The 19,107-nt window shown below is 68.0% G+C and carries 17 protein-coding genes and 1 pseudogene; 7 read left to right on the top strand and 11 right to left on the bottom strand.

Annotation, left to right across the window (positions count from 1 at the left end; translation table 11 throughout):
* Window positions 1-40: 40 nt before the first annotated feature.
* Window positions 41-2,452, top strand: a complete 2,412-nt coding sequence (locus tag VKG81_RS08100) for a CoA transferase (RefSeq protein WP_324395321.1) — start codon at window positions 41-43, stop codon at window positions 2,450-2,452.
* 7 nt (window positions 2,453-2,459) lie between these two features.
* Here VKG81_RS08100 and VKG81_RS08105 read toward each other — a convergent pair whose 3' ends face one another.
* A complete protein-coding gene (locus tag VKG81_RS08105) occupies window positions 2,460-2,687 on the bottom strand; it encodes a dsRBD fold-containing protein (protein ID WP_324395322.1) in 228 nt (75 codons plus the stop codon).
* A 117-nt stretch (window positions 2,688-2,804) separates the two neighbouring features.
* Between VKG81_RS08105 and VKG81_RS08110 the strand changes: the two are divergent.
* A pseudogene (locus tag VKG81_RS08110) lies at window positions 2,805-3,650 on the top strand (sulfurtransferase); the annotation flags it as partial.
* Window positions 3,651-3,708: 58 nt separating this feature from the next.
* Window positions 3,709-3,849: a hypothetical protein gene (locus tag VKG81_RS08115; protein ID WP_324395323.1), complete on the top strand. Its 141-nt coding sequence runs from the start codon at window positions 3,709-3,711 to the stop codon at window positions 3,847-3,849.
* Here the strand turns inward: VKG81_RS08115 and VKG81_RS08120 are convergent.
* From VKG81_RS08120 to VKG81_RS08130, 3 genes are read right to left on the bottom strand one after another with little or no spacing between them, the layout of a single operon-like run.
* Complete coding sequence (locus tag VKG81_RS08120; RefSeq protein ID WP_324395324.1) at window positions 3,846-4,286, bottom strand: hypothetical protein; 441 nt, start codon at window positions 4,284-4,286, stop codon at window positions 3,846-3,848. The genes VKG81_RS08115 and VKG81_RS08120 overlap by 4 nt on opposite strands.
* Complete coding sequence (locus VKG81_RS08125) at window positions 4,283-4,711, bottom strand: hypothetical protein (protein WP_324395325.1); 429 nt, start codon at window positions 4,709-4,711, stop codon at window positions 4,283-4,285. Before VKG81_RS08125 ends, VKG81_RS08120 begins: the two co-directional genes overlap by 4 nt.
* Window positions 4,708-5,376, bottom strand: a complete 669-nt coding sequence (locus VKG81_RS08130) for a DUF1295 domain-containing protein (RefSeq protein ID WP_324395326.1) — start codon at window positions 5,374-5,376, stop codon at window positions 4,708-4,710. The genes VKG81_RS08125 and VKG81_RS08130 overlap by 4 nt, the downstream gene beginning before the upstream one ends.
* A 208-nt stretch (window positions 5,377-5,584) precedes the next feature.
* Here VKG81_RS08130 and VKG81_RS08135 point away from each other — a divergent pair, with 208 nt between their 5' ends.
* Window positions 5,585-6,526 carry a class I SAM-dependent methyltransferase gene (locus VKG81_RS08135; protein WP_324395327.1) on the top strand — a complete coding sequence of 314 codons (942 nt, stop codon included), beginning with the start codon at window positions 5,585-5,587 and terminating at the stop codon, window positions 6,524-6,526.
* Here the strand turns inward: VKG81_RS08135 and VKG81_RS08140 are convergent.
* The 4 genes from VKG81_RS08140 to VKG81_RS08155 all read right to left on the bottom strand — a co-directional run bounded on the left by VKG81_RS08140 (window position 6,501) and on the right by VKG81_RS08155 (window position 12,477).
* Window positions 6,501-8,228 (bottom strand): peroxidase family protein, encoded by a 1,728-nt coding sequence (locus VKG81_RS08140; RefSeq protein WP_324395337.1) that lies wholly within the window; start codon window positions 8,226-8,228, stop codon window positions 6,501-6,503. The genes VKG81_RS08135 and VKG81_RS08140 overlap by 26 nt on opposite strands.
* Window positions 8,229-8,325: 97 nt before the next feature.
* A complete protein-coding gene (locus VKG81_RS08145; protein ID WP_324395328.1) occupies window positions 8,326-10,923 on the bottom strand; it encodes a LuxR C-terminal-related transcriptional regulator in 2,598 nt (865 codons plus the stop codon).
* A gap of 100 nt (window positions 10,924-11,023) precedes the next feature.
* A complete protein-coding gene (locus tag VKG81_RS08150; protein ID WP_324395329.1) occupies window positions 11,024-12,151 on the bottom strand; it encodes a catalase family protein in 1,128 nt (375 codons plus the stop codon).
* A 47-nt stretch (window positions 12,152-12,198) separates the two neighbouring features.
* Window positions 12,199-12,477, bottom strand: coding sequence for a hypothetical protein (locus VKG81_RS08155; RefSeq protein WP_324395330.1), 279 nt, complete (start codon window positions 12,475-12,477; stop codon window positions 12,199-12,201).
* A 287-nt stretch (window positions 12,478-12,764) separates the two neighbouring features.
* On the opposite strand from VKG81_RS08155, the gene VKG81_RS08160 reads away from it, so the two are divergent.
* Window positions 12,765-13,076, top strand: a complete 312-nt coding sequence (locus VKG81_RS08160; protein WP_324395331.1) for a hypothetical protein — start codon at window positions 12,765-12,767, stop codon at window positions 13,074-13,076.
* Window positions 13,073-14,530: a cytochrome P450 gene (locus VKG81_RS08165; protein WP_324395332.1), complete on the top strand. Its 1,458-nt coding sequence runs from the start codon at window positions 13,073-13,075 to the stop codon at window positions 14,528-14,530. Before VKG81_RS08160 ends, VKG81_RS08165 begins: the two co-directional genes overlap by 4 nt.
* Here the strand turns inward: VKG81_RS08165 and VKG81_RS08170 are convergent.
* Window positions 14,470-17,178, bottom strand: a complete 2,709-nt coding sequence (locus tag VKG81_RS08170) for a LuxR C-terminal-related transcriptional regulator (RefSeq protein WP_324395333.1) — start codon at window positions 17,176-17,178, stop codon at window positions 14,470-14,472. The genes VKG81_RS08165 and VKG81_RS08170 overlap by 61 nt on opposite strands.
* Before the next feature lie 185 nt (window positions 17,179-17,363).
* Complete coding sequence (locus tag VKG81_RS08175) at window positions 17,364-18,365, bottom strand: patatin-like phospholipase family protein (protein WP_324395334.1); 1,002 nt, start codon at window positions 18,363-18,365, stop codon at window positions 17,364-17,366.
* 23 nt (window positions 18,366-18,388) lie between these two features.
* On the opposite strand from VKG81_RS08175, the gene VKG81_RS08180 reads away from it, so the two are divergent.
* Complete coding sequence (locus tag VKG81_RS08180) at window positions 18,389-18,775, top strand: TIGR03086 family metal-binding protein (RefSeq protein ID WP_324395335.1); 387 nt, start codon at window positions 18,389-18,391, stop codon at window positions 18,773-18,775.
* 16 nt (window positions 18,776-18,791) lie between these two features.
* On the opposite strand, the gene VKG81_RS08185 is transcribed toward VKG81_RS08180, so the two are convergent.
* A partial coding sequence (locus tag VKG81_RS08185; protein WP_324395336.1) for an SDR family oxidoreductase occupies window positions 18,792-19,107 on the bottom strand: 316 nt, incomplete at its 5' end.

The following is a 19,107-nucleotide window of genomic DNA, read 5'->3' on the forward strand; positions in this document are numbered from 1 at the left end:
CGGCTGAGTAAGTCCAGTCGCAAGACGAACGACTCACCCCGTGAGCCCTGAGCCGCCGCTGCACGACTACGTGGTCGTGGATCTGTCGACGGGAATCGCGGGCGGCTACTGCACCAGGCTGCTTGCCGACGGCGGGGCCGAGGTGATCAAAGTGGAACCACCGGAAGGTGATCCGCTGCGGCGCTGGTCCGCCTCCGGCGCCGCGATCGAACCCGGCGGTGACGGGGCGTTGTTCAGCTTCCTGGCTTCGTCCAAGCGCAGCGTCACCGCCGATCCCGACGACGCCGGCGACGCCGAATTCGTCAACGGCCTGCTGGCCGGCGCCGACGCGGTGATTTGGTCGCATGGCTCCGGGGTCGCGCAACATCGGTCTTTCGCACCCGCACGGATCCACCGCGACCATCCGCACCTGACGGTCACGTCGATCACGCCGTTCGGTCTCGACGGGCCGTGGCGCGACCGGCCGGCGACCGAGTTCACCCTGCAGGCATGGTCAGGCGGGATCATGGGGATCGGCCGGGGCTCGCAGGATCGGGCGCCGGTGTCCGTCGGGGGACAAGTGGGTGACTGGCTTACCGGGGCGTATGCCGCTGCGGCCACGCTGATTTCGCGGATCAGGTGCCTCGACGACGGCGTGGGTGAACTGGTTGACCTGTCCATGCTCGAGAGCCACATCGTCGGGCTCACCTACTACCCGGTGACCTACTTCGAGATGCTGGGCCGGCCGTGGCGCACCGAGCGCAGGCGCACCGTGCCGGGGATCGCCGAGGCCCAAGACGGTCTGGTCGCCCTGGGGTGCGGCACCGCTCAGCAGTGGTTCGACCTGTGCGCGATGGTCGGCCGCCCGGAGTGGATCGACGAATCCTCTCCGCTGTCGATCACGGCGCAGGCCGACGAGCGCGCCCCCGAGATCTACGACTGGATCAGGGACCATACCGTCGACGAAATCCGCGAGCTGGCATCGGCGTTCCGGATACCCAACGCCCCGGTCGGCAACGGCGCGAACGTCGTGGAGATGGACCACTTCCAGGCGCGCGGATCGTTCGTCACCAATCCCCGTGACGGTTTCCGCCAGCCCGATCATCCCTACCGGCTGACACCGGCGCGGCTCCGCCCCCCGCAGCCGGCGCCACGCCTCGGTGAGCACACGGACCGCTACCGCGCGGCACGACCGGCGCCGCGCTCGGCCCCCGGCGGATCGTCGGATCGGCTGCCGTTCAGCGGGCTGCGGATACTGGACATGACGACGTTCTGGGCAGGCCCCTCGTGCACGCATGTCCTGGCCATGCTCGGTGGCGAGCTGATCCACCTGGAGTCGACGTCACGACCGGACGGGACGCGGCTCATCGCCGGCGTGCCGGTCACCGAGGACCGGTGGTGGGAGAAGTCGCCGATCTTCTCCGCGCTGAACGGAAACAAGAAAAGCCTGACGCTGGACTTTCAGACCGGGCGTGGACGGGAAATACTCGACCGCCTCATCAGGACGTGCGATGTGATCGTCGAGAACTACACGCCCCGGGTGATGGACCAGATCGGACTGGACTTCGCGACCGTTCTGACATTGAGACCCGACGCGATCATGGTGCGCATGCCCGGCTTCGGCTTGGACGGGCCGTGGCGCGACAATCCCGCCTTCGCCTACGTGATCGAGGACGCGTCGGGCCTGAGTTGGCTGACCGGGTATCCGGACGAAACCCCTTACGAGCCATACTCGGTCGGTGACCCGAACGCGGGCATCCACGCGCTCAACGCCCTGTTGCTCGCGTTGGAGCACAAAAGACGCACCGGCCGGGGCGTGCTGGTGGAAGCGGCGATGGTCGACGCCGCGCTCAACATCGCTGCCGAGCAGGTGATCGAGTACTCGGCTTACGGCGCTCTGCTGCAGCGCGCCGGGAACCGGGGCCCGGCCGCCGCGCCCCAAAACCTCTACCAGACCAGCGAGATCGACGAATTCGGCCGGGCCGACTGCTGGGTGGCGGTGGCGGTGGCCACCGATGAGCAGTGGGCCGGTCTGCGCAACGCGATCGGGCGGCCCGACTGGGCGATGGATCCCGGGCTGTCCACCGCTACCGGACGGCGTGAGCGTCACGACCTCATCGACAAGCACCTGGCCGCGTGGTGCCGCACGCGCAGCGGCGACGACGTCGTCGAGTGCCTCTGGGCTGCCGGTGTTCCGGTGGGCAGGGTGATGCAGCCGCATCGCCAAACGGAGCTGGGGCAGCTGGCCTTCCGCCGGTTCTTCGAGGACGTCGACCACCCGGTGAATCCCGCGACTCCGCACAGCACCCTGCCGATGAGGTTCTCCAGAGGCCCACAGCGATTCCACACGCGCCATGCCCCGCTCCTGGGTGAGCACAACCGGGAACTGCTGACCGGGTTGGGTTTGACGGATCCCGAAGTCGATCAGCTGGAAGCCGACGGCGTCATCGGCCGGGCGCCCCGGCGTTCGTGAGCGCCCGTCACGAATTTCCGACCAGCAGCTTTTCGGCGAGGTCCGACAGCGCCCGGGCGGTCGCGAGTTCCTGGCCCGTCTCGCGAACCAGATAGTCGGCCGGGTGTCGGTACGCCACTCCCGATCCCGCCAGATAGGAGCCGGCCCAGTGCATCTCGACCTTGGCATGTGTCCGACCGGCGCGCTCCTCGATCGCAATCGTGAACGTCGGGTAACTGGGATTGCGGTGGCGCATCGCGACTGACCTCCTTGCCCTCGCTCGGAGCTTCGGGGATACGAGCAACGCGTCCTAGGGTCTATGGTCATCGCCGGCGACGCCGATGGACACCGGAACCGCGGATACCATCATTGGGTGCAATCGCGCGCCCGGGTGCTGATCACCGCCGCGGAGCTGGCCGCCCTTGTCCGAGCTGGCGATCCGGTGACGATCCTCGACGTGCGCTGGCGGCTGGACGAGCCCGATGGGCGTGCGGCGTACCTGCGGGGCCACCTCCCGGGCGCGGTCTATGTGTCCCTGGAGGAGGAACTCAGCGACCACACGGTCACCGGGCGGGGACGTCACCCGTTGCCGTCGGGGCGCGGCGTCGAGGCCGCCGCACGCCGCTGGGGCATCCGGAAGGGCGTGCCGGTCGTGGTGTACGACGACTGGAATCGAGCCGGTTCCGCGCGGGCGTGGTGGGTCCTGACCGCGGCCGGGCTCGCGAACGTGCGCATCCTGGACGGCGGCCTGTCCGCGTGGCGGTCGGCCGGCGGCCCGCTCGAGACCGGCTCAGTCGCCCCGCAGCCCGGGAATGTGACTGTGCTGCACAGTGATCTGTATGCCGGCGGGCGCGCTACGCTGACGGCGCGCCAAGTCTGCGCAGCGGGCGTGACGCTGCTCGACGCGCGGGCACCCGAACGCTTTCGCGGCGACGTCGAGCCTGTCGATCCGGTTGCCGGTCACATCCCCGGCGCCAGGAACGTTCCGGGCAGCGCCGTCCTGGCCGGCGACGGCACGTTTCTCGCAGCCGGTGCGCTCACCCGGCTGTTGTCCGACCACGGCATCGACCGCGAGGGCCGCTTGGGCGTCTACTGCGGCTCGGGTGTCACGGCGACCGTGACGCTGGCCGCGCTCGCTGCGGCGGGTCGCGAGGCAGCGCTGTATCCGGGCTCGTGGTCTGAGTGGAGTTCGGATCCGGCCCGGGCCGTTGCCCGCGGTCCCGAACAGCCTCATGCTGAGGGCGCGGGGCGTTCTACGCTGCGGGGCGAGGTTGGCGATGCGGGTGCTGTTGTCTGAGGCCTCGGGCCTGACCGCCCGCGAGACTCTGACCGTGCTCGGCCGCGGCGGCGTGCACGCCGAGGCGCTCAGCGCCAGCCCCGCCGGCGCCTGGGCATACGCCGGCAACGGTTCTGGTTAACCCGGACCTACGGGTGTGCGCCGCTGACCGGTCTGGGGGGCCAGCGCGCCGGCGCGACGGTAGGCGGCCAGGAACAACACGATGACGGCGACCTGGACGGCCAGGGTCGGCGCGAGGTGCAGCGGGCGCACCAGGCCGCTGCGCAGGGCGTAGCCGCCGGCTGCGGCGAGGCCCAGCACCACGGGGCACACCGTGATCAGCAGCACCCCACGCCGGGCCACCGGGTCGCGGTCGGCCCATACCAGCAGCACGGTCCACCCCGCCATCAGGGCCGCGCACAACCCGGCGACGTAGCGGTAATCGGCCCCGGGTGCAAAGCCGTTGATGCCCAGCATCGCTGCCGCGACGCCGGGCGCCAGCAGCGGCACCACCATGGCCGCGTCCACCACGGCGCCTGTCCGGTACGCCAGATGCAGCAATCGCCTCGAGCCTTTCACCCCGTCTCCTGCTCAACACTGACGCGCGGATGGTAGCGGCGGAGCGCGGCGATGAGGGCGTCGGGCACCGCAAGGGAGCGTGCGGGTGGATACGAAGGCGGCTCGGTGGTGACGGTGCGGTTCAGCCACTCGAAGATCGCTGCGTGTGCGTAGGCAAGTCCGCCCATTTGGCAGTGACCGGACGCACCGGTGTCCCTCGGGAAATACGTCAACTCGGCGCCTCCGCGCACGGCGCGCAGGTAGCGGACCGTCTGGCTGATCATCTCGGGACGGGGCATGCCTGCCGGGTAGTTGTCGTCCTCGATGCGCCCGATCGTGGCGAGGCATTCGCCGATCTCAGCCGCACCAACAGATTGGCTGCTGATCAGCCGCGGGAACTCGAAATTGAAACCACCGACGTCGGTGCGTGTCAGGTCGATCTTCACGCTCGTGGCTGCTGGGTGCCGGTGGCACGCCTGGGCGCCCGTCGAATCGGAAGGATTTTCGGAAGGAGCAGGCCGGACCTCTTCTTGTATTGCTCGAAACCTGGGTGCCTGGAGAGCGATTTGTCTTTCTGCAGCATGTTCCTCACGAAGAAGCCGAACACCCAGCCCGCCAGCACCAGGAACGGCAGCCAGTGCAGGGACATGATGGCGTAGGACGTGTAGATGAGTATCTCGCCCAGATAGTTCGGGTTCCTGGTCCTGCTGAACAGCCCGTCTTCGATCAGGCCCTTGCGGTACCGCAGGGTGTAGTACTTCTGCGCGTCGCTGACGTAGTGCAGGAAGATCCCGACCGTGTACAGGAACAGGACCAGGGCGACCAGGTACGGGGGCACGACCACATGGCGGCTGATCAGCAGATACGGTGCGATGTAGTATCCGGCGAGCGGCAGGAAGACGAACAGCAACCCGATCCAGAAGGGTTGTCTTTCATTGAATCTTCGGTCGGGGTAGAGACGCTGCTTGGTGAGCCAGAGCAATGAGTACGTTCCGTGCAGGCTCAGGTAGATGAAGGCATACACCGACCAGTTGTGGTAGGCCCACATCATCGCCAGCACCAGTGGTATGACAAGCGCCTTGTGCGCGTTGATGAAGGTGCCGACTTTCATCTCAGTCCTCCGAAGCCGTGTCACATCCAGCCGGCCTGCCAACCGTGACCCTCAGGTTTCCGGGACGTTGTTGGCCGGCGACAGGGTCTTTGGACCCGTTGCACCCGGCTGAAGGCCTCACTTCGTGGCCTCGCTCACGGATTCCGGTCACAGCCGGAGCGGGTACTGTCCGGCGGCAGACGCGACGCAACCGGCGGGAGGGATCACGATGCCGCGAACAGACGATGACTCCTGGGACATCACCGAGAGTGTGGGCGCCACGGCACTCGGCGTGGCGGCCGCCCGCGCCGCGGAGACCGACAGTGCGCACCCCCTCATTCGCGACCCGTTCGCGCGGATTTTTCTCGACGCTGTGGGGGAGGGCATGTGGAGCATGTTCGACAGCTCGGCACTGCCGGCGGAGGTGGCGGACGTCGACCCGGACCTGCCGGCGCGGATGACGGCGCTGGTCGACTTCTTTGCCACTCGCACAGCGTTTATCGATGACTTCTTTCGCGCCGCGGCCGATGCCGGGGTGCGGCAGGTGGTGATCCTGGCCGCGGGCCTTGACACCCGGGCGTGGCGGCTGCCCTGGCCGGATGGCACCACCGTCTATGAACTCGACCAGCCCAAGGTGCTCGAGTTCAAATCCGCCACGTTGGGTCAGCACGGCGCCACGCCGGCGTCGCACCGGATCGACGTGCCCGTCGACCTGCGCCAGGACTGGCCCGCGGCGCTGCGGCGGGCCGGATTCGACCCGCGGACACCGACCGCCTGGTCGGCCGAGGGTCTGTTGAGGTATCTGCCGTCGCGAGCGCAGGATCTGCTTTTCGAGCGCATTCAGGCGCTCAGCTGCGCGGGCAGCCGGGTTGTCGTCAACGTGCCCGGCAGTGCGGCTCTCGACCCTGAGTGGTTGGCCCGCGAGCGTGAACTGGCGCAGCGCTTCCGGGCGGTGGCGGACAGGCTGGGCAAGGCTCAGGCACCCGATGTGCACGACCTGTGGTACGCCGAGCAGCGCGCCGACGTGGCGCGGTGGCTGGGCGAACACGGCTGGGACGTGTCGGTGGCGACGGCGGCGGAGGTGCTGGCTCGCTATGGCCGCGGCGCCGGCCGCGAGCAGGAGGACACAACGCCACCGACCCTTTTCATCTCGGCACGGCGGGCGACATGACGGAAGAGGTCGCCGCCCAGGGAGCGAACGGGTTCGCCACGTTTTCCAGGGCGGGCGCGAGCTCGGGGAAGTGTCGCAGCAGCACCGTGCGCATCGTGTTCCGTTGGACCCACTCGAAGCCCTCCGGCGTGTAGACGTCGGGGCGGAAATAGTCGGTGAAGAACCGATCGCTCTCCAGCCGCCGGGAGGCCATCAGGATGAATACCCGGAACGCGGTGTCGCTGAAGCCGAACCCCTTTGGCTTGGCCTCCGCGTACAACCCGATCATGAGGTCGACCCGCTCGACGTCGCCGTACATCTGCCGCAACTCCTCGGCCCAGACCGGGTTGTCGGTCAGCTCCTCGAACGTCGATGCCGGTTTCAAGCGGAAGAGTCGCCGAAACTCGTTGTAGCGGGGCACTCCTCGTTCGCGCACGCGTAGTACGTCCATGGTGGCCAGGTCGACGACCGACCCGTCTGCCTTGTTGAAGTGCTGCAGGGACTTCGGGTAGTTGTGCAGCGTGATCGCGCCCGGGTGGGACCGCCCGAACGAGTAGAACAGGTCGGTCATCGACACCTCGGCCAGCCGCTCGCGGACATGCAACACGGTCAGATCCGGAAACTCGTGCTCGGCGATCACATGGTCGTCGCCCGCGGAGCGGAAGACGAACTCGTCGGGTATCAGCGGATGCATCCGGTAGACCGCCACGAATTCCTCGGTGAGCGAGTACGGGACGCCGTGGTGGTTGGTCGGGGAGCCCGGAATGCCGCTGATCACCTCATTGTCGGAGATGCGGCCGACCCGCTCGGCGAACCGCTGCCCGAAAACCCCGTACCAGTTCGTGCGCATCCCGAACACGGTTGTGGGGTTCGCGATGATGGCCGGTGTCCAGTCGACGGTGTGGATCTTCGCTATGAGTGCGGTGTTGACCAGCCGCGCCGTGTCATAGAGTTCCTGATCCGACATGCCGGGGCAGTTCGCGGCGAGCTCGTCACAGATCGCGTTGTGTTCGCGCATGAACAGCGAGTGCAGCAGCGCGAGGCCGACCCAGAAGTTCCCGGCCACCCCGGTCGGGTCGAGGTGCTGTTCGACGTCCACCGGGGGCAGGCCGAGCTCGTCGATGCGAAGCTTGCCCACCTGGTGGGAACGCAGCGCGTCGGCGAATCCCGGATCGTCGCCATAGAGTTGGGAGGCGTCCCACCAGTGGGTGTCCTGGTTCACGAACGTCGGCGGACCGTCGGGGTCGGGGCTGGGGTCCGGCCCGGTCCGCAGCACCGTCATCGGATGTTGGGGCCAATCATCCGTCGGCTCCAACGGAATGCACCAGGGGTCGGAGGTCTGGGTCGGGTGGCTCAGCCAGTCATGCACTTCGAACTGTATCCAGGCCGCGGCCAGAAGATTGAGGGTGGTCGCGGGCTGGAACGAATCGCGCGTGAGCAGCCGTCGGCTGACCAGCCGCGGGTTGGGATCCAGCAGCTGAGCCGGCTTCTCCGGATAGGTGTGCTCCGGCGGGACGTTTCGCCCGAACCGGCTGTCCATCGAGCCCATGAGCGGGTCATCGAGGTCGTTGTATGTGCCGTTCATCATGCGGGCGTCACAGCGGTTGGCCACGTTCGGGTCCTGGTAGGTCGGCGTATCGAGGGGGCCGCGGCCCGTGCTGTAGAGGTTGAGTTCTCGAAGCCGGGTGCGCAGCCCGATCAGAACGAGGAGGGCCAGTGGCATGGGCAGCCGCGACCATCCGATCGACCGGTCCACACTCTCCGCCAACCGGGAGAGCAGCCTCGGCAATGTCCCGCTCATAGCGGTCCCTTTCCGTGCCTTATTTGGATATCTCGCGCCGCATGAGTTTGGCCAATTCGTCGCGATCAGCGGCATCGAGCTTGAAGCAGGCGTGGTACACGTGGCCTTCGACGGTGCGAACCGACAACGTGAGCTTTTCCGCGATCTCGCGGTTGGACAGCCCGGCGGCGACCAGCATGGCGATCTCCCGCTCGCGCGAGGTCAAAGGTAGCGGTTGTGCCGCCGTTCGGATCGCCGGTGTCACCGCGCCGCCGCACAGAGCGGCGAGTCGCAGCGCACGTGCCGCCGACTCGAGGCTGTTGCTTCGCCGGCCCGCATGGTCGTGCAGGGGGGCCGCCTGCGCGGCGGAGTCCGCGGCGGATAGCAGCAGGCCGGCATCCTCGAAGTGTGCGCCCACCGCGTCCAGCGCAGCGCCGTCCGAGGTTGCCACCGCTGCGGCGTGGCGCGCTTGCAGTGCGACCACGTCGCCGTCGACGAGATCCACCAGTGCCGCCAGCCGCTCGGCGACGGTGCGGTCGCCGAATCTCGCGGCATGGTGCAATGCCTCCGCCTCAACGGCGAGTTGACCCGCCTGGTGGGCGACATCGGCGGCAGCGCGGGCCGATTCGACCGCTCGACGCTGCAAGCCCTTGGTCGCGGCCAGCCACGATTGGGCGATCATGACCTGCGGGGTGTGCAGCGCCACGAAACGCCCGCTGTGTTCCTTCGCGTCGGCGAGCACGCGTTCGGCTTCGTCGGTGCGGCCCAGCGCCGCGTACGCCCGCGCCAACAGCAGCCTCGCGGGCAGCAGCCAGGGCATTGCGGCCTCCGCGGCGAGCGCGGCAAGGGCCTGCTCGACCGAGGAGACCGCGTCGCGGAACTTGCCGCGGTGGACCGCCACCAGGCCGGCCATGATCTTGGCGATCGCCCACGCGAGAAACTGCCCGGCCGAGGAGAAGTCGGCGTAGTCGGCTGCGCGCTTATCGGCCAGGTCGAGCTGGCCGGTGTAGGTCAGTGCCAGCACGTCGCCGTACCGGATCATGATGCGGATCATGCCGTCGGTGGCCTTCTGCTCGGCACGGCACCGCGCGGCGATGGGTTCGAAGTCATGGCCGCGGCCGGCGGCCGGCATCGCCAGTCCCGCAGCGAAGGCGGCGAATTCCACCGCCTGCTTGGGGGCGTGCGGGTCCGACAACACCCGCTCGGCCGTGGCCAGTCCCTCGGCGATGTTGTTCTCGTGCACCGCCATCGCGGAGCCGGTTGCTTCCACAACGAGCTTCAGGCTGGGGTGCGTGACCCGCTCACGCAACAACGCCAGCACCTCGTGCGCCCGCCCGACATCGCCCATCGACCAGAACAGGATCGACAGGCGGGGAATGCCCCACTGCACGAGCTGCAACTCGTCGAGGTTGTCGGGTTCGAAGCGGGCGAGGATCTCGTCGGCCTGCACCGGATGGCCCTGCCACAGCAACGCGCGCGACAGCAGCTCGCCGGCCCGCAAACCGCCGCCCCGCTCGAATGCCGCCCGCGCTATCCGTTCACCGAGCGGCACGTTCGACAAGAACATCGCGTCCTTGGCCGCGGCGACGAGAAGTTCCGTGTCGACGGCCAGATCGCTGTCGACATAGAGCTGCGCCATCCGGATGCGCCCGGCCGACGAGTCGAGGTGACGGTCCGCCAGAACCTCGGCGATGCGGCCCCGCAGCTTGCGGGCCGAAGCGGTGCCGATCCGGTGCCGGACGACCTCGCCGAAGAGGGGGTGGCTGAATCGGGCGTTGAGCTGGGGGCCGTCGCGGGCGATCCGGATCAAACCGCGCATCTCCGCGGCATCGACGGCTTCCTCGCCGACCAGTTCGCTGAGTGCGTCGATGTCCAGCGGTTCGCACAGCGCCAACGGCTTCAGTGCGTTGATGACATCGCTGCCGGCATGCTCGAGACGGCTCTCCAGCAGCGCAGCCAATCCGGACGGCACGACCATGGCGCCGCGCAGTTGCCACACGTCGTTCACCTTGGTCAACGTCCCTGCATCGATCGCCCCCTCGACGAGATGCCGCAAGAAGAGTGGATTCCCGCCCGACGATTCCCACATCACGTCGGCGCTGAGCCCCTCGAGCGTCCCTCCGATGACCGATTCCACGAGGGCAATGCTTTGCTGTTTGGTCAACGGGTCGAGCTCGAAGCGCAGCAGGTGGCCGTCCTTCCACAATGCGGTGACGGCGTCGGGGATCGGTTCGCCGCTGCGCACCGTGGCCAGAATGTGACCCGCACGTTCGACCGCGATCTGGTGCAGCATCGTCGCCGACAGTTGGTCCAGCAGATAGGCGTCGTCGACGGCGATGACGGTGTTCTCCTGCGCGATAAGGGATTCCCGCACCGAAGCCATCAGCGCCAGCGGGTCGCGCGACGTGGACGGGCTCACCAGGTGAGCGAAGACGCCCAACGGGATGCTGCGCGAGGACTCCGTGCACGCCACCCAATGCACCTTGGAAGGCAACGACTTTGTGACCGTACGGGCCAGCGTTGTCTTGCCGACACCGGCCGGACCGACCAGAAAGACCCCGCAGCCGTCATTGCCGATCAATGCCGGCCGAATTACCCCGTATTCCGCCGGGCGATCGATGAACTGCCAGTGGCTCATGGATTCAAAGCTTAAATCGCCACGCGCACCGCTGCTTCGGAAAGCCGGTTTGACTTCGTGTGGTGTCACGATTCGCCTCCCAGGTGGATCGGGCGGTGGGTTATCCGGCAGGCAGCTCGGCGATATCGGTCGGTTCGATTCGCGGCGCGTTGTTCATCGTGTGCCGGAACCAGCTCGATGCGTCATATACCTCCTTCTTGAGGCGATTGATGGATCCGAGCGGCCGGTGTGCGGCCAGCGCGCGCCACGAGTTGAACGACAGCACGTCGTCACCGAATGCGCGCCGGAACAGGCCGTCAGCGTCCTGCACCGGGAAGGTGATCTTGGCGACTCCCTGGAAGGGAGAGACGGATTCCGGCCACGGGACCGTCGCGTCCTCGATCGGCATCGCGACCGGATCGGTGCACAGCTGTGCCTGCACTTCGTACTCTGCGGTGTTGTGCGCGAAGAACTCGATCACCATGTTGCGATGTGCGTCGGGCCCGGCGCTGCGGGGGACGGGCCGGCCGCGTAGTTGCCGCACCGATTTCGACAACGGCGTGAGGTTGACCTTGGCCACGTACTCGCCGTAACGCAAGGGCGCGGCGGAATGAAATGTCTGGCCGAGAATGTGGGTGTTGGGCGCCGTGAACAACACGAGAGCCGGGGGCAGTCCGCGTCCGCACAGCGCAAGAACCCGCCCGGCTACGGTGAAAAGTTCGATGACGACCTTCAGCATGGTTTCCGGCAGCCGCGCGAGCAACCACGCCGCCGGCATTCCCTGCCGGTAGTAGGCGCGGGCGTCGGCGTAGGGAAACTCCGAGTGGTTTACCAGGACGAAGTCCTGCGTGCTCGCGTGGTCGTCGGGCAGAAGGCGCTCCCCTTGGACGCCAAGGACCTTGATCGCGATCGCGCGGACCCCGCGGATCTGGTCGCTGCGGATCGCGGGGTGTGTGCTGGAGAGCCGCGCGATGACCGGGTAGGTCTTCGGTGTCGCGAACAGGCCCTGACGCAGGTGGTCGGGCAGGTCGGGATACACCTCCAGCTCCCCGCGCAGAATGCCGTGGCTCTTGGCGTGTGCGTCGCGGATCGCGTGCTTGTATCTGTTGAAGGCCCATTCGTTGTTGCGGTGCAGCGCCTTGACGATCTTGGTGATGAACTCGCCCTCGTCGGGCCTGGGCTGCTCCAGGTCGGCGCGGTAGGCGACGTAGGGACCCGTCGTGGCGGCGGATGCGACGGAGTCGGTCATCTCCGGATTGGTCCTTCCCGATCGTGGTGTGCCTGTCACGTGACGATTTATCGCGAGGGTTCCCGCTCCTCGTCCGCGATCGCGCGGGCGAGCGTGAGTGGACTGGTTGACGACGACAGCGCGAACAGCCGTGCCCCGAGGTTGGCCAGTTCGACGATGAGCCTGGTTCTGCAACAGCCGGCATCCAGTGCCTGCTGTGTCAGCGCGGTGATGTCCTCAACGCAATCCCTCCCCGTGCCGGGTGGTTGGTTCGTGTCAGATTGGCATCGTATCGCCGCGAACAGCATCTCTCGCGCGTATTCGCGTTCGTAGCGTAAGCCACTCATGGCACCGCCTTTCTGGGTGCGTTGGCCTGTTGTTCGTGCTTGCAGATCCTTTCAGCACCCGGGACAAGGGGCACGAGTAGCGCACTACCTGTTTTTCCGGCCCGGCCGCCGTGAGACGGTCACTACCCGCCTGCCGCGGCTCGGACGGGCTGCCGTATCGGCGGGCTGACCTGCAGAAATGCGTAGCGCTCTACGCGTGCCCGCCAGCGGCAACCCGCCGTACCGTACCTCCATCAGCGGCCGGTCCACCCGGCCGAAGGCTGAGAAGAACGGCGAGGAGACGCGAAATGCCGCAGTTACCAAAGGTATCCGCTGGGACGCCGGATGTCCGCAAAGACCCGTCAGCCCAGGCTGAGCGCGCCGCTGCGCCGGTTGACACGCCCTCCGCCGAGGTCTTGATCACCGAACAGGAGGTGCGTCTTGCCACCGCGGCCGCTGTTCCGTCGCACCGGGAAACGACCCGCGACAGGCTGGTGGCGTTCCTCAGGCGGGTGGCCGGGACATCAGCCGACGGGTCACCTCCGCGACCCGGTTGCCTGCATCGGGAGCCCTACTACTTCGAACATGCCCGCATGGCGCGCGAAATGGACAATTTGTGACCGTCGCCGTCGCCGCGGAGGTCGAGTCGGTGCCGCTGGCACCGTGCAATCCGCTGCCCTATTGGCAGCGGATGAGAGCGGCAAGGAGATTCGACACCGGGCCCGAGATTCTCCGGGACTTCGGCGGTCCGGTGACAAGGAACGTTCTCGGGCCGAAATGGCTGATGCCGCCGCTGGTGTTCGTCACCTCACCCCGGGGCGCCCGCCAGGTTCTCGGGCGCACCGACGGTGCCGCAGAACGCGCGGCGACACCGATGTCGTGGGAGCTGCGCCGGCTGATGGGCGACAACCTTCTCGTTGTGCCGCAAGAGGATTGGCTGCCACGTCGGCGTGCGCTGCAGCCCGTCTTCACCAAACAGCACGTGCCCCGCTTCGCGGGTCACATGGCCGACGCCGCCCAGGAGTTCGCTCAGTGCTGGTGTAGCGCAGCCGAGATCGACCTTGACAGCGCGTGCCGCGCGTTGACTTTGCAGGCTCTTGGCCGCTCAGTGCTGGGGGTCGACCTCGGGGGTCGGGCCGATGTGGTCGCAGATGCGCTTCGTACTGCGGTGAGGTGGGCGGCCGGCCGCGCCCTGCGGCCGGTCAACGCGCCCTGGTGGCTGCCGACCCGCGGCCAGCGCCGGGCTCGCGCGGCAAGTGTGGCGCTGCGCACCCTCGCCGCCGAGATCCTGCAGGGGTGCCGGGCCGACCAGGGCCGGGATGCACCGCTGCTGCGGGCGCTGATGGAGGCGGGCGATCCGCGGACCGGTGAGCCGCTGTCGGATCACGCGATATGCGATGAGTTGATGCTGTTCCTGATGGCGGGTCACGACACCACCTCAACCGCCCTCGCGTACGCGTTGTGGGCGTTGGGCCGCCACCCGGGGCTGCAGGAGCGGGTCGTCGCCGAGGTCGACAGGCTGGGGGAGCGACGCCTGGTGCCCGAGGATGTGGCGGGGTTGGGTTTCACGGTGCAGGTGCTCCACGAGGCGCTGCGGATGTGCCCGCCCGCCCCTGCCGTCGGCCGATTGGTACTGCGCGACATCGTGGTCGAGGACTCGCGCATCGAAGCCGGCAGCTTTGTCATCGTCGGCATTTACGCGCTGCATCACGACCCCATCCTGTGGGACGAGCCGGACACCTTCGACCCCGACCGGTTCAGTCCGCAGCGGTGCAAGGGCCGCGACCGATGGCAGTATCTGCCCTTCGGCGGCGGCCCGCGCGCCTGCATCGGCGACCACTTCGCGATGCTGGAGGCCACCCTCGCCCTGGCGACGATCCTCCGGCACGTCGAGGTCACTGCCGTCGACGACGAATTCCTGACCGCCACCCCGTTGACGACCGTCGCCGATGCGCCGGTCCGGGCGCGGATACGCGGACGTACGCGAGCCCGGACCGGCTCGGCTTTCGTGGCTTACAGCGCGCGAGACGTGGGCTCTGATGGATGCGAGAAGGCTCCGCGGTGTGGCTGGTGACCGTTACCGGCGGTTCCCACCCGGTGTCCGTTGGTGGCACCGGACTGGGATATCAGGCCGGCGAGTTCGGTTCGGCTGGCAATGCCCAGCGTGGAGCACGCCCGGTAGATGTGTCCCTCCACGGTGCGCACCGACACCATCAGGGATTCCGCGATCTCCTTGTTGGACAAGCCGCCGGCGACGAGGGTGGCGATCTCCCGTTCGCGGCTGGTCAATGGCAGTGGCGCGGCAGCGGCCCGGGTGGCGGGAGTGCTTGCGCCGCACTCGCTGATGAGTCGACTGGCCCGTCCGCCGGCCGTCAGGGCCGGTCCACGCCGGCTGCTTCGGTGGAAGGCCAACGACGCGTGTGCGGCGGCGTCCGCCGCCGCTACCCGGTCGCCCATGGCCTCGAGATCGCCGGAAACGCCGAGTAAGGCATCGCCGTTCTCGTCGGCCACCGCGACCGCCCAGCGTGCCGCGAGGTCTGCGCGAGGCTCCTTCACCAGGCTCGCCAGCTCGGTCAGTCGGCGTGCATGGTGCTTGTCGCCGAATTGGAGCGCAGTTTGCAGGCAGCTCAACTCCGGGGCGTGCTGCCCGTGGGTGCGGGCGAACTCCGCCGCCCGGGCGGCCAGCGTCCGCGCCTCGGAGGTGCGGCCGCTCGCGGCCGCCACCCACGCCGTGCTGAGCAGGCTGTCGGATTCAACGAAGGCAACGGAAGGGTGCCGGCTGCGCCGCATGCGGGTCAGCGCCTGCAGGGCCGTCGCGATGGCGCCGGCGCGCGCCAGCGCCTCGGTCCACAGGATGAGGAAATAGTAGGTGAGGCCCGCCGTCGACGTGCCGGGCTCGCACGCGGTGACCGCGGAGCGCAGGCGTTCCACCGCGGTGTGCAGGTCGCCGTTGGCCAGTGCCGCCATGCCGGTGATGGCGGCGGCTACCGTTTGGGTGATGCCCGGCATATCGGTGCACCGTTGGTCGGTGCGCTCAGCGAGGTCAAGGGCTTGGGTGATGTGCCCGCCGAGAACAAGTGCCCGCACCTGGAACACGGCTAGCGGGACTGCCTGATAGGCCGCATCGGGTGAGGTGGCCGCTACCGCGGCGCCCTCGTCGGCAACTGCCGCGGCCTCCCGGGGCCGGCCGAGGTCACCCAGGGCGATGGTCAATGCCCACGCCGATTTCAGTGCCGGCAGCGGACGGAGCCCGAGGCGGTCGATGCATTCACAGGTCCTCAAGACTTCCGCCGGTCGCGCCCCGGCGGCCAATTGCACCGCCCGAAAGGCGATCAGCTGGGCGGTGTCGCCGGCCGGGGCGGCCAGCGCGTCGTCGATGAGATTCCAGGACTGCTCCGGCTGGGCCAGCGACCAGAGCATGTTGGCCGCGCGCAGATGGACGGCGATGGTCCAGATGGGATCGGGCAGGTGGCCGCCGGTCAGGGCGGCCAGCAGCCGTTCGGCTTCCTCGGCCCTGCCCGACAGCGACAGCGTGTGCGCGTGCAGGAGTTCGGCCTCGACACCGGCGCCGGCGGCGGCGGCCGCCTCGGCGAGTCGGTTGGCCAGCGCCAGATCGAGGCGCAGCAGCGCGGCACGTGCGGCGCGGTTGAAGACGTCAGGGTCCGGGGGCAGATCGGAGTCAAGCCACAGCACGCCCAGCCTGACAGGGTCGGGCGGCCCGAGCCGGGAATCCGGTGACGCCATCACCCGGGCGACGCGCCCCCGCAATCGGGCCAACCGCACCCGTCCTGCCTGCGCCACCCGGCCTTCCCCGTAGAGCGGATGGCCGATGCTCACGACGTCGTTTGGCGACGTCCCCGACACCGCGATAAGCCCGCGGCGTTCGGATTCTTCGATCGCCTCCGGCTCGGCCAGCGAGGTGAGGTAGGCCAGTTCGAGGGGTTCGGCGACGGCCACCAGGTCCATGACCTCACGCACTGCCGCCCTCGCCGCACCGATGTGGTGCTCCACCACGTCGACGAGCGAGGGCGACAACGCCATCGGGCCCGACCATTGCCACTGGCCGCCGCTGGCGATCAGCCGTCCGGCTTCGCGTTCCTGATTGACGAGCTGCCCCAGGAACAGCACGTTGCCGCGCGTCAGCCGCCACATGCGCTCGGCGCATTCGGGGCTGGCCGGCCCGCCCAGGGCTGATGCGAGAACAGCGTCCGATTGTGGGCGCGACAGCGGCTGCAGGTCCAGCCGGCCCAGGTGACCGTCTTTCCACAACGCGGTCACCGCGTCGGGTGCCGGTTCGCCGGTGCGGATGGTGGCGATCACCGCCGCCGCACCCCGCAGTGCGAGTTGGTGCACCACGAATGCGGACATGCTGTCCAGCAGATGGGCGTCGTCCACGGCGACCAGCACCGGCGCGCCGCCCCGTGAGGTCGTGACCGTCGCGATGACGCCGCCGACCAGCTGCAGCGGATCACCGTCGAGGCGATCGGTCCATTGCGCGAACGCACCCAGGGGGATCGACCGGGCCGCTACTGTTCCCACCACCGATCGCACCACCCAGCCGAGCTCCGCGGCGGCGGCCAGCGCTTCACGAGCCAATCGCGTCTTACCCACACCGGCCCGACCGGCGATCGCCATACCGGCGTGCCCGTCGTATCCGCAGAGCACGTCGGCGATGATGTTCAGTTCTTCAGCCCGGCCCGTCAGCGCCGGCGGACCCACCATGCGCAAAGATGTTAGACAACATTATTGACAGGCGCGCCGTTAATCAGTGACAGCACAGGCCATTTACGAGTCGATTTTTCGCAATGCCGGGTCCCCGAAAGGTCACGCCTGAATCGCAAGTGCCAAACGCTGCAAAGACTCTGCGCATAACTGCGGCGGACCGGATATGGGCGGGCCCGTTTCGGTCACTCCAATGGGTTTTGCGGGTAGGGCAGCGCACTGCCCGGGGCATCGTGCAGGTTGTCGGCCAGGACGTGCGACCGCAGCCCCGCGTCGCAGATGACATAGCCCCAGTTGATGAGCCGTTCCTGCGCTGTCTCCTCGATTGCGGCAAGCCGTGTCGGCAATCCGGCGAGACGCTGCGTCACCCCGGGTTTTGCTTTGCGCACCCACACCGGGAAGTCGGCGACGGAGCTGCGGATTCCGACGTACATGCCGGTTCTTCTCCTCGCCGTCAACGAGCCGATCACCTGCCGCTTGCGCAGCGACCGGACCTGGTTGTCGATGAGCGAAAGCACCCGTGTGGTCTGCCGCACCCAGTCCGATGCGGGGTCGGGCTCGTCGGCGACATGTCCGCCGGCATCGCTCACCAGGATCGTCTTGTAGAGCTTCCACGCCGTTTCCACCCCGAGGTTGTCGTAGACCCCGCCGTCGCTGAGCTTGATCTTGCTGCGGTAGCCGGCCGAGGTGAGATCGTTGCCTTTGTTCGTGGTCCAGGTTTGACCGGCCAGGTCGAGTGTGCACGGCGAAAGCACCGGGGGGAAAGCCGACGACGCCGCAACGGCCGACGCAAGGGCCAGCCGGGGTTTGAGGACTTGCCCGACCCGGTAGTCGGCCAGGTAGGGCTTGCTGAACCGGAACAGCACACCGGATTCCAGGTTGGTGGCGTTGAACACGAACCGAGGTTGGTCCGGCAGGTCTTGCAGGGTCGTGTCGCCGAACAGGTGCTTGCGGTATGCCGCTGCGACGCGGTCGGATGTCGACTTTGCGGGCAGCAGCATCCCGGAGATGATGGCCGCCATGTCGACATCGGTGCCGGCCATGGCGCGCAGCGGTGCGACGACCGCATCGACGAAATTCGACGCGACGCCGCCGGGATCGAATTCCAGTTTCGACCAGTTGGCGGCCAGCACGGCGGCGGTGATCGACCCGCCCGACACGCTGGAAAACCGGTCGATCTTGGACATGAGTCCAACCTCGTTGAGCCCGGTTGCCCGAGCGCGGTTCAGATCACCTCGGTGACGACCCGGTGGGGGCCTACCGGGAGTCCGCGGCGGCATTGCAACGCGCCTTCCGCCGTCCCGAGGTGCTCGAGCGGAGTTATCGGGGTCCCCTGGGTGACGCCACCGGCGCAGACCGACTGCAGATCCGCCTCTACGATCTGCCCACTCACGGCTGGGACCTCGCCCAGGTGACCGGCATCCCGGCCGACCTGCCGGACGATCTCGCCGAACACGCCCTGGCCCTCGTTCGGGACCAACTGTCCACCCAGCCCCGCACGGGACGATTCGCGCAACCGCAGCCCATCCACCACACGGTCCCACCGATCGAACAGCTCGCCGCATTTCTCGGACGCCAAGTTCCCGCACGGCTGTAACCGTCGCGCGTTGGGGCTACTTCAAACAGCTGCCCGCGTCGATCGGCAGCGTGACGCCGGTGACGTAACGGGACTCGTCGGACGCCAGGAACAGCACCGCGTTGCTGATGTCCTCCGGTTCCACCCAGCCGATCGGCAGCACGTGCATCATCTGCGCGATCGGGGCCAGGTCGTCGGGGCCCGGGTTCTTCAGGTCGGGGCGGAACAGGCGCATCGTGCCATCGTTCATGAACAGCGGGGTGTTCACGTTGGTGGGATGAACCGAGTTGACCCGGATCATGTGCTGGCCCAGTTCCACGGCGAAGGTGCGCATGAGGCCGACGACACCGTGT

Origin of the sequence: Mycobacterium sp., assembly GCF_035314905.1 — a bacterium.
Lineage (GTDB): Bacteria > Actinomycetota > Actinomycetes > Mycobacteriales > Mycobacteriaceae > Mycobacterium.

Excerpts from the sequence above, each read along its gene's own strand:
- VKG81_RS08105 (WP_324395322.1), bottom strand. The coding sequence starts at position 2,687 with ATGCGCCACCGCAATCCCAGTTACCCGACGTTCACGATTGCGATCGAG.
- VKG81_RS08115 (WP_324395323.1), top strand. The coding sequence starts at position 3,709 with ATGCGGGTGCTGTTGTCTGAGGCCTCGGGCCTGACCGCCCGCGAGACT.
- VKG81_RS08130 (WP_324395326.1), bottom strand. The coding sequence starts at position 5,376 with ATGAAAGTCGGCACCTTCATCAACGCGCACAAGGCGCTTGTCATACCA.
- VKG81_RS08135 (WP_324395327.1), top strand. The coding sequence starts at position 5,585 with ATGCCGCGAACAGACGATGACTCCTGGGACATCACCGAGAGTGTGGGC.
- VKG81_RS08140 (WP_324395337.1), bottom strand. The coding sequence starts at position 8,228 with ATGCCACTGGCCCTCCTCGTTCTGATCGGGCTGCGCACCCGGCTTCGA.
- VKG81_RS08145 (WP_324395328.1), bottom strand. The coding sequence starts at position 10,923 with ATGAGCCACTGGCAGTTCATCGATCGCCCGGCGGAATACGGGGTAATT.
- VKG81_RS08150 (WP_324395329.1), bottom strand. The coding sequence starts at position 12,151 with ATGACCGACTCCGTCGCATCCGCCGCCACGACGGGTCCCTACGTCGCC.
- VKG81_RS08155 (WP_324395330.1), bottom strand. The coding sequence starts at position 12,477 with ATGAGTGGCTTACGCTACGAACGCGAATACGCGCGAGAGATGCTGTTC.
- VKG81_RS08160 (WP_324395331.1), top strand. The coding sequence starts at position 12,765 with ATGCCGCAGTTACCAAAGGTATCCGCTGGGACGCCGGATGTCCGCAAA.
- VKG81_RS08170 (WP_324395333.1), bottom strand. The coding sequence starts at position 17,178 with ATGGTGGGTCCGCCGGCGCTGACGGGCCGGGCTGAAGAACTGAACATC.
- VKG81_RS08175 (WP_324395334.1), bottom strand. The coding sequence starts at position 18,365 with ATGTCCAAGATCGACCGGTTTTCCAGCGTGTCGGGCGGGTCGATCACC.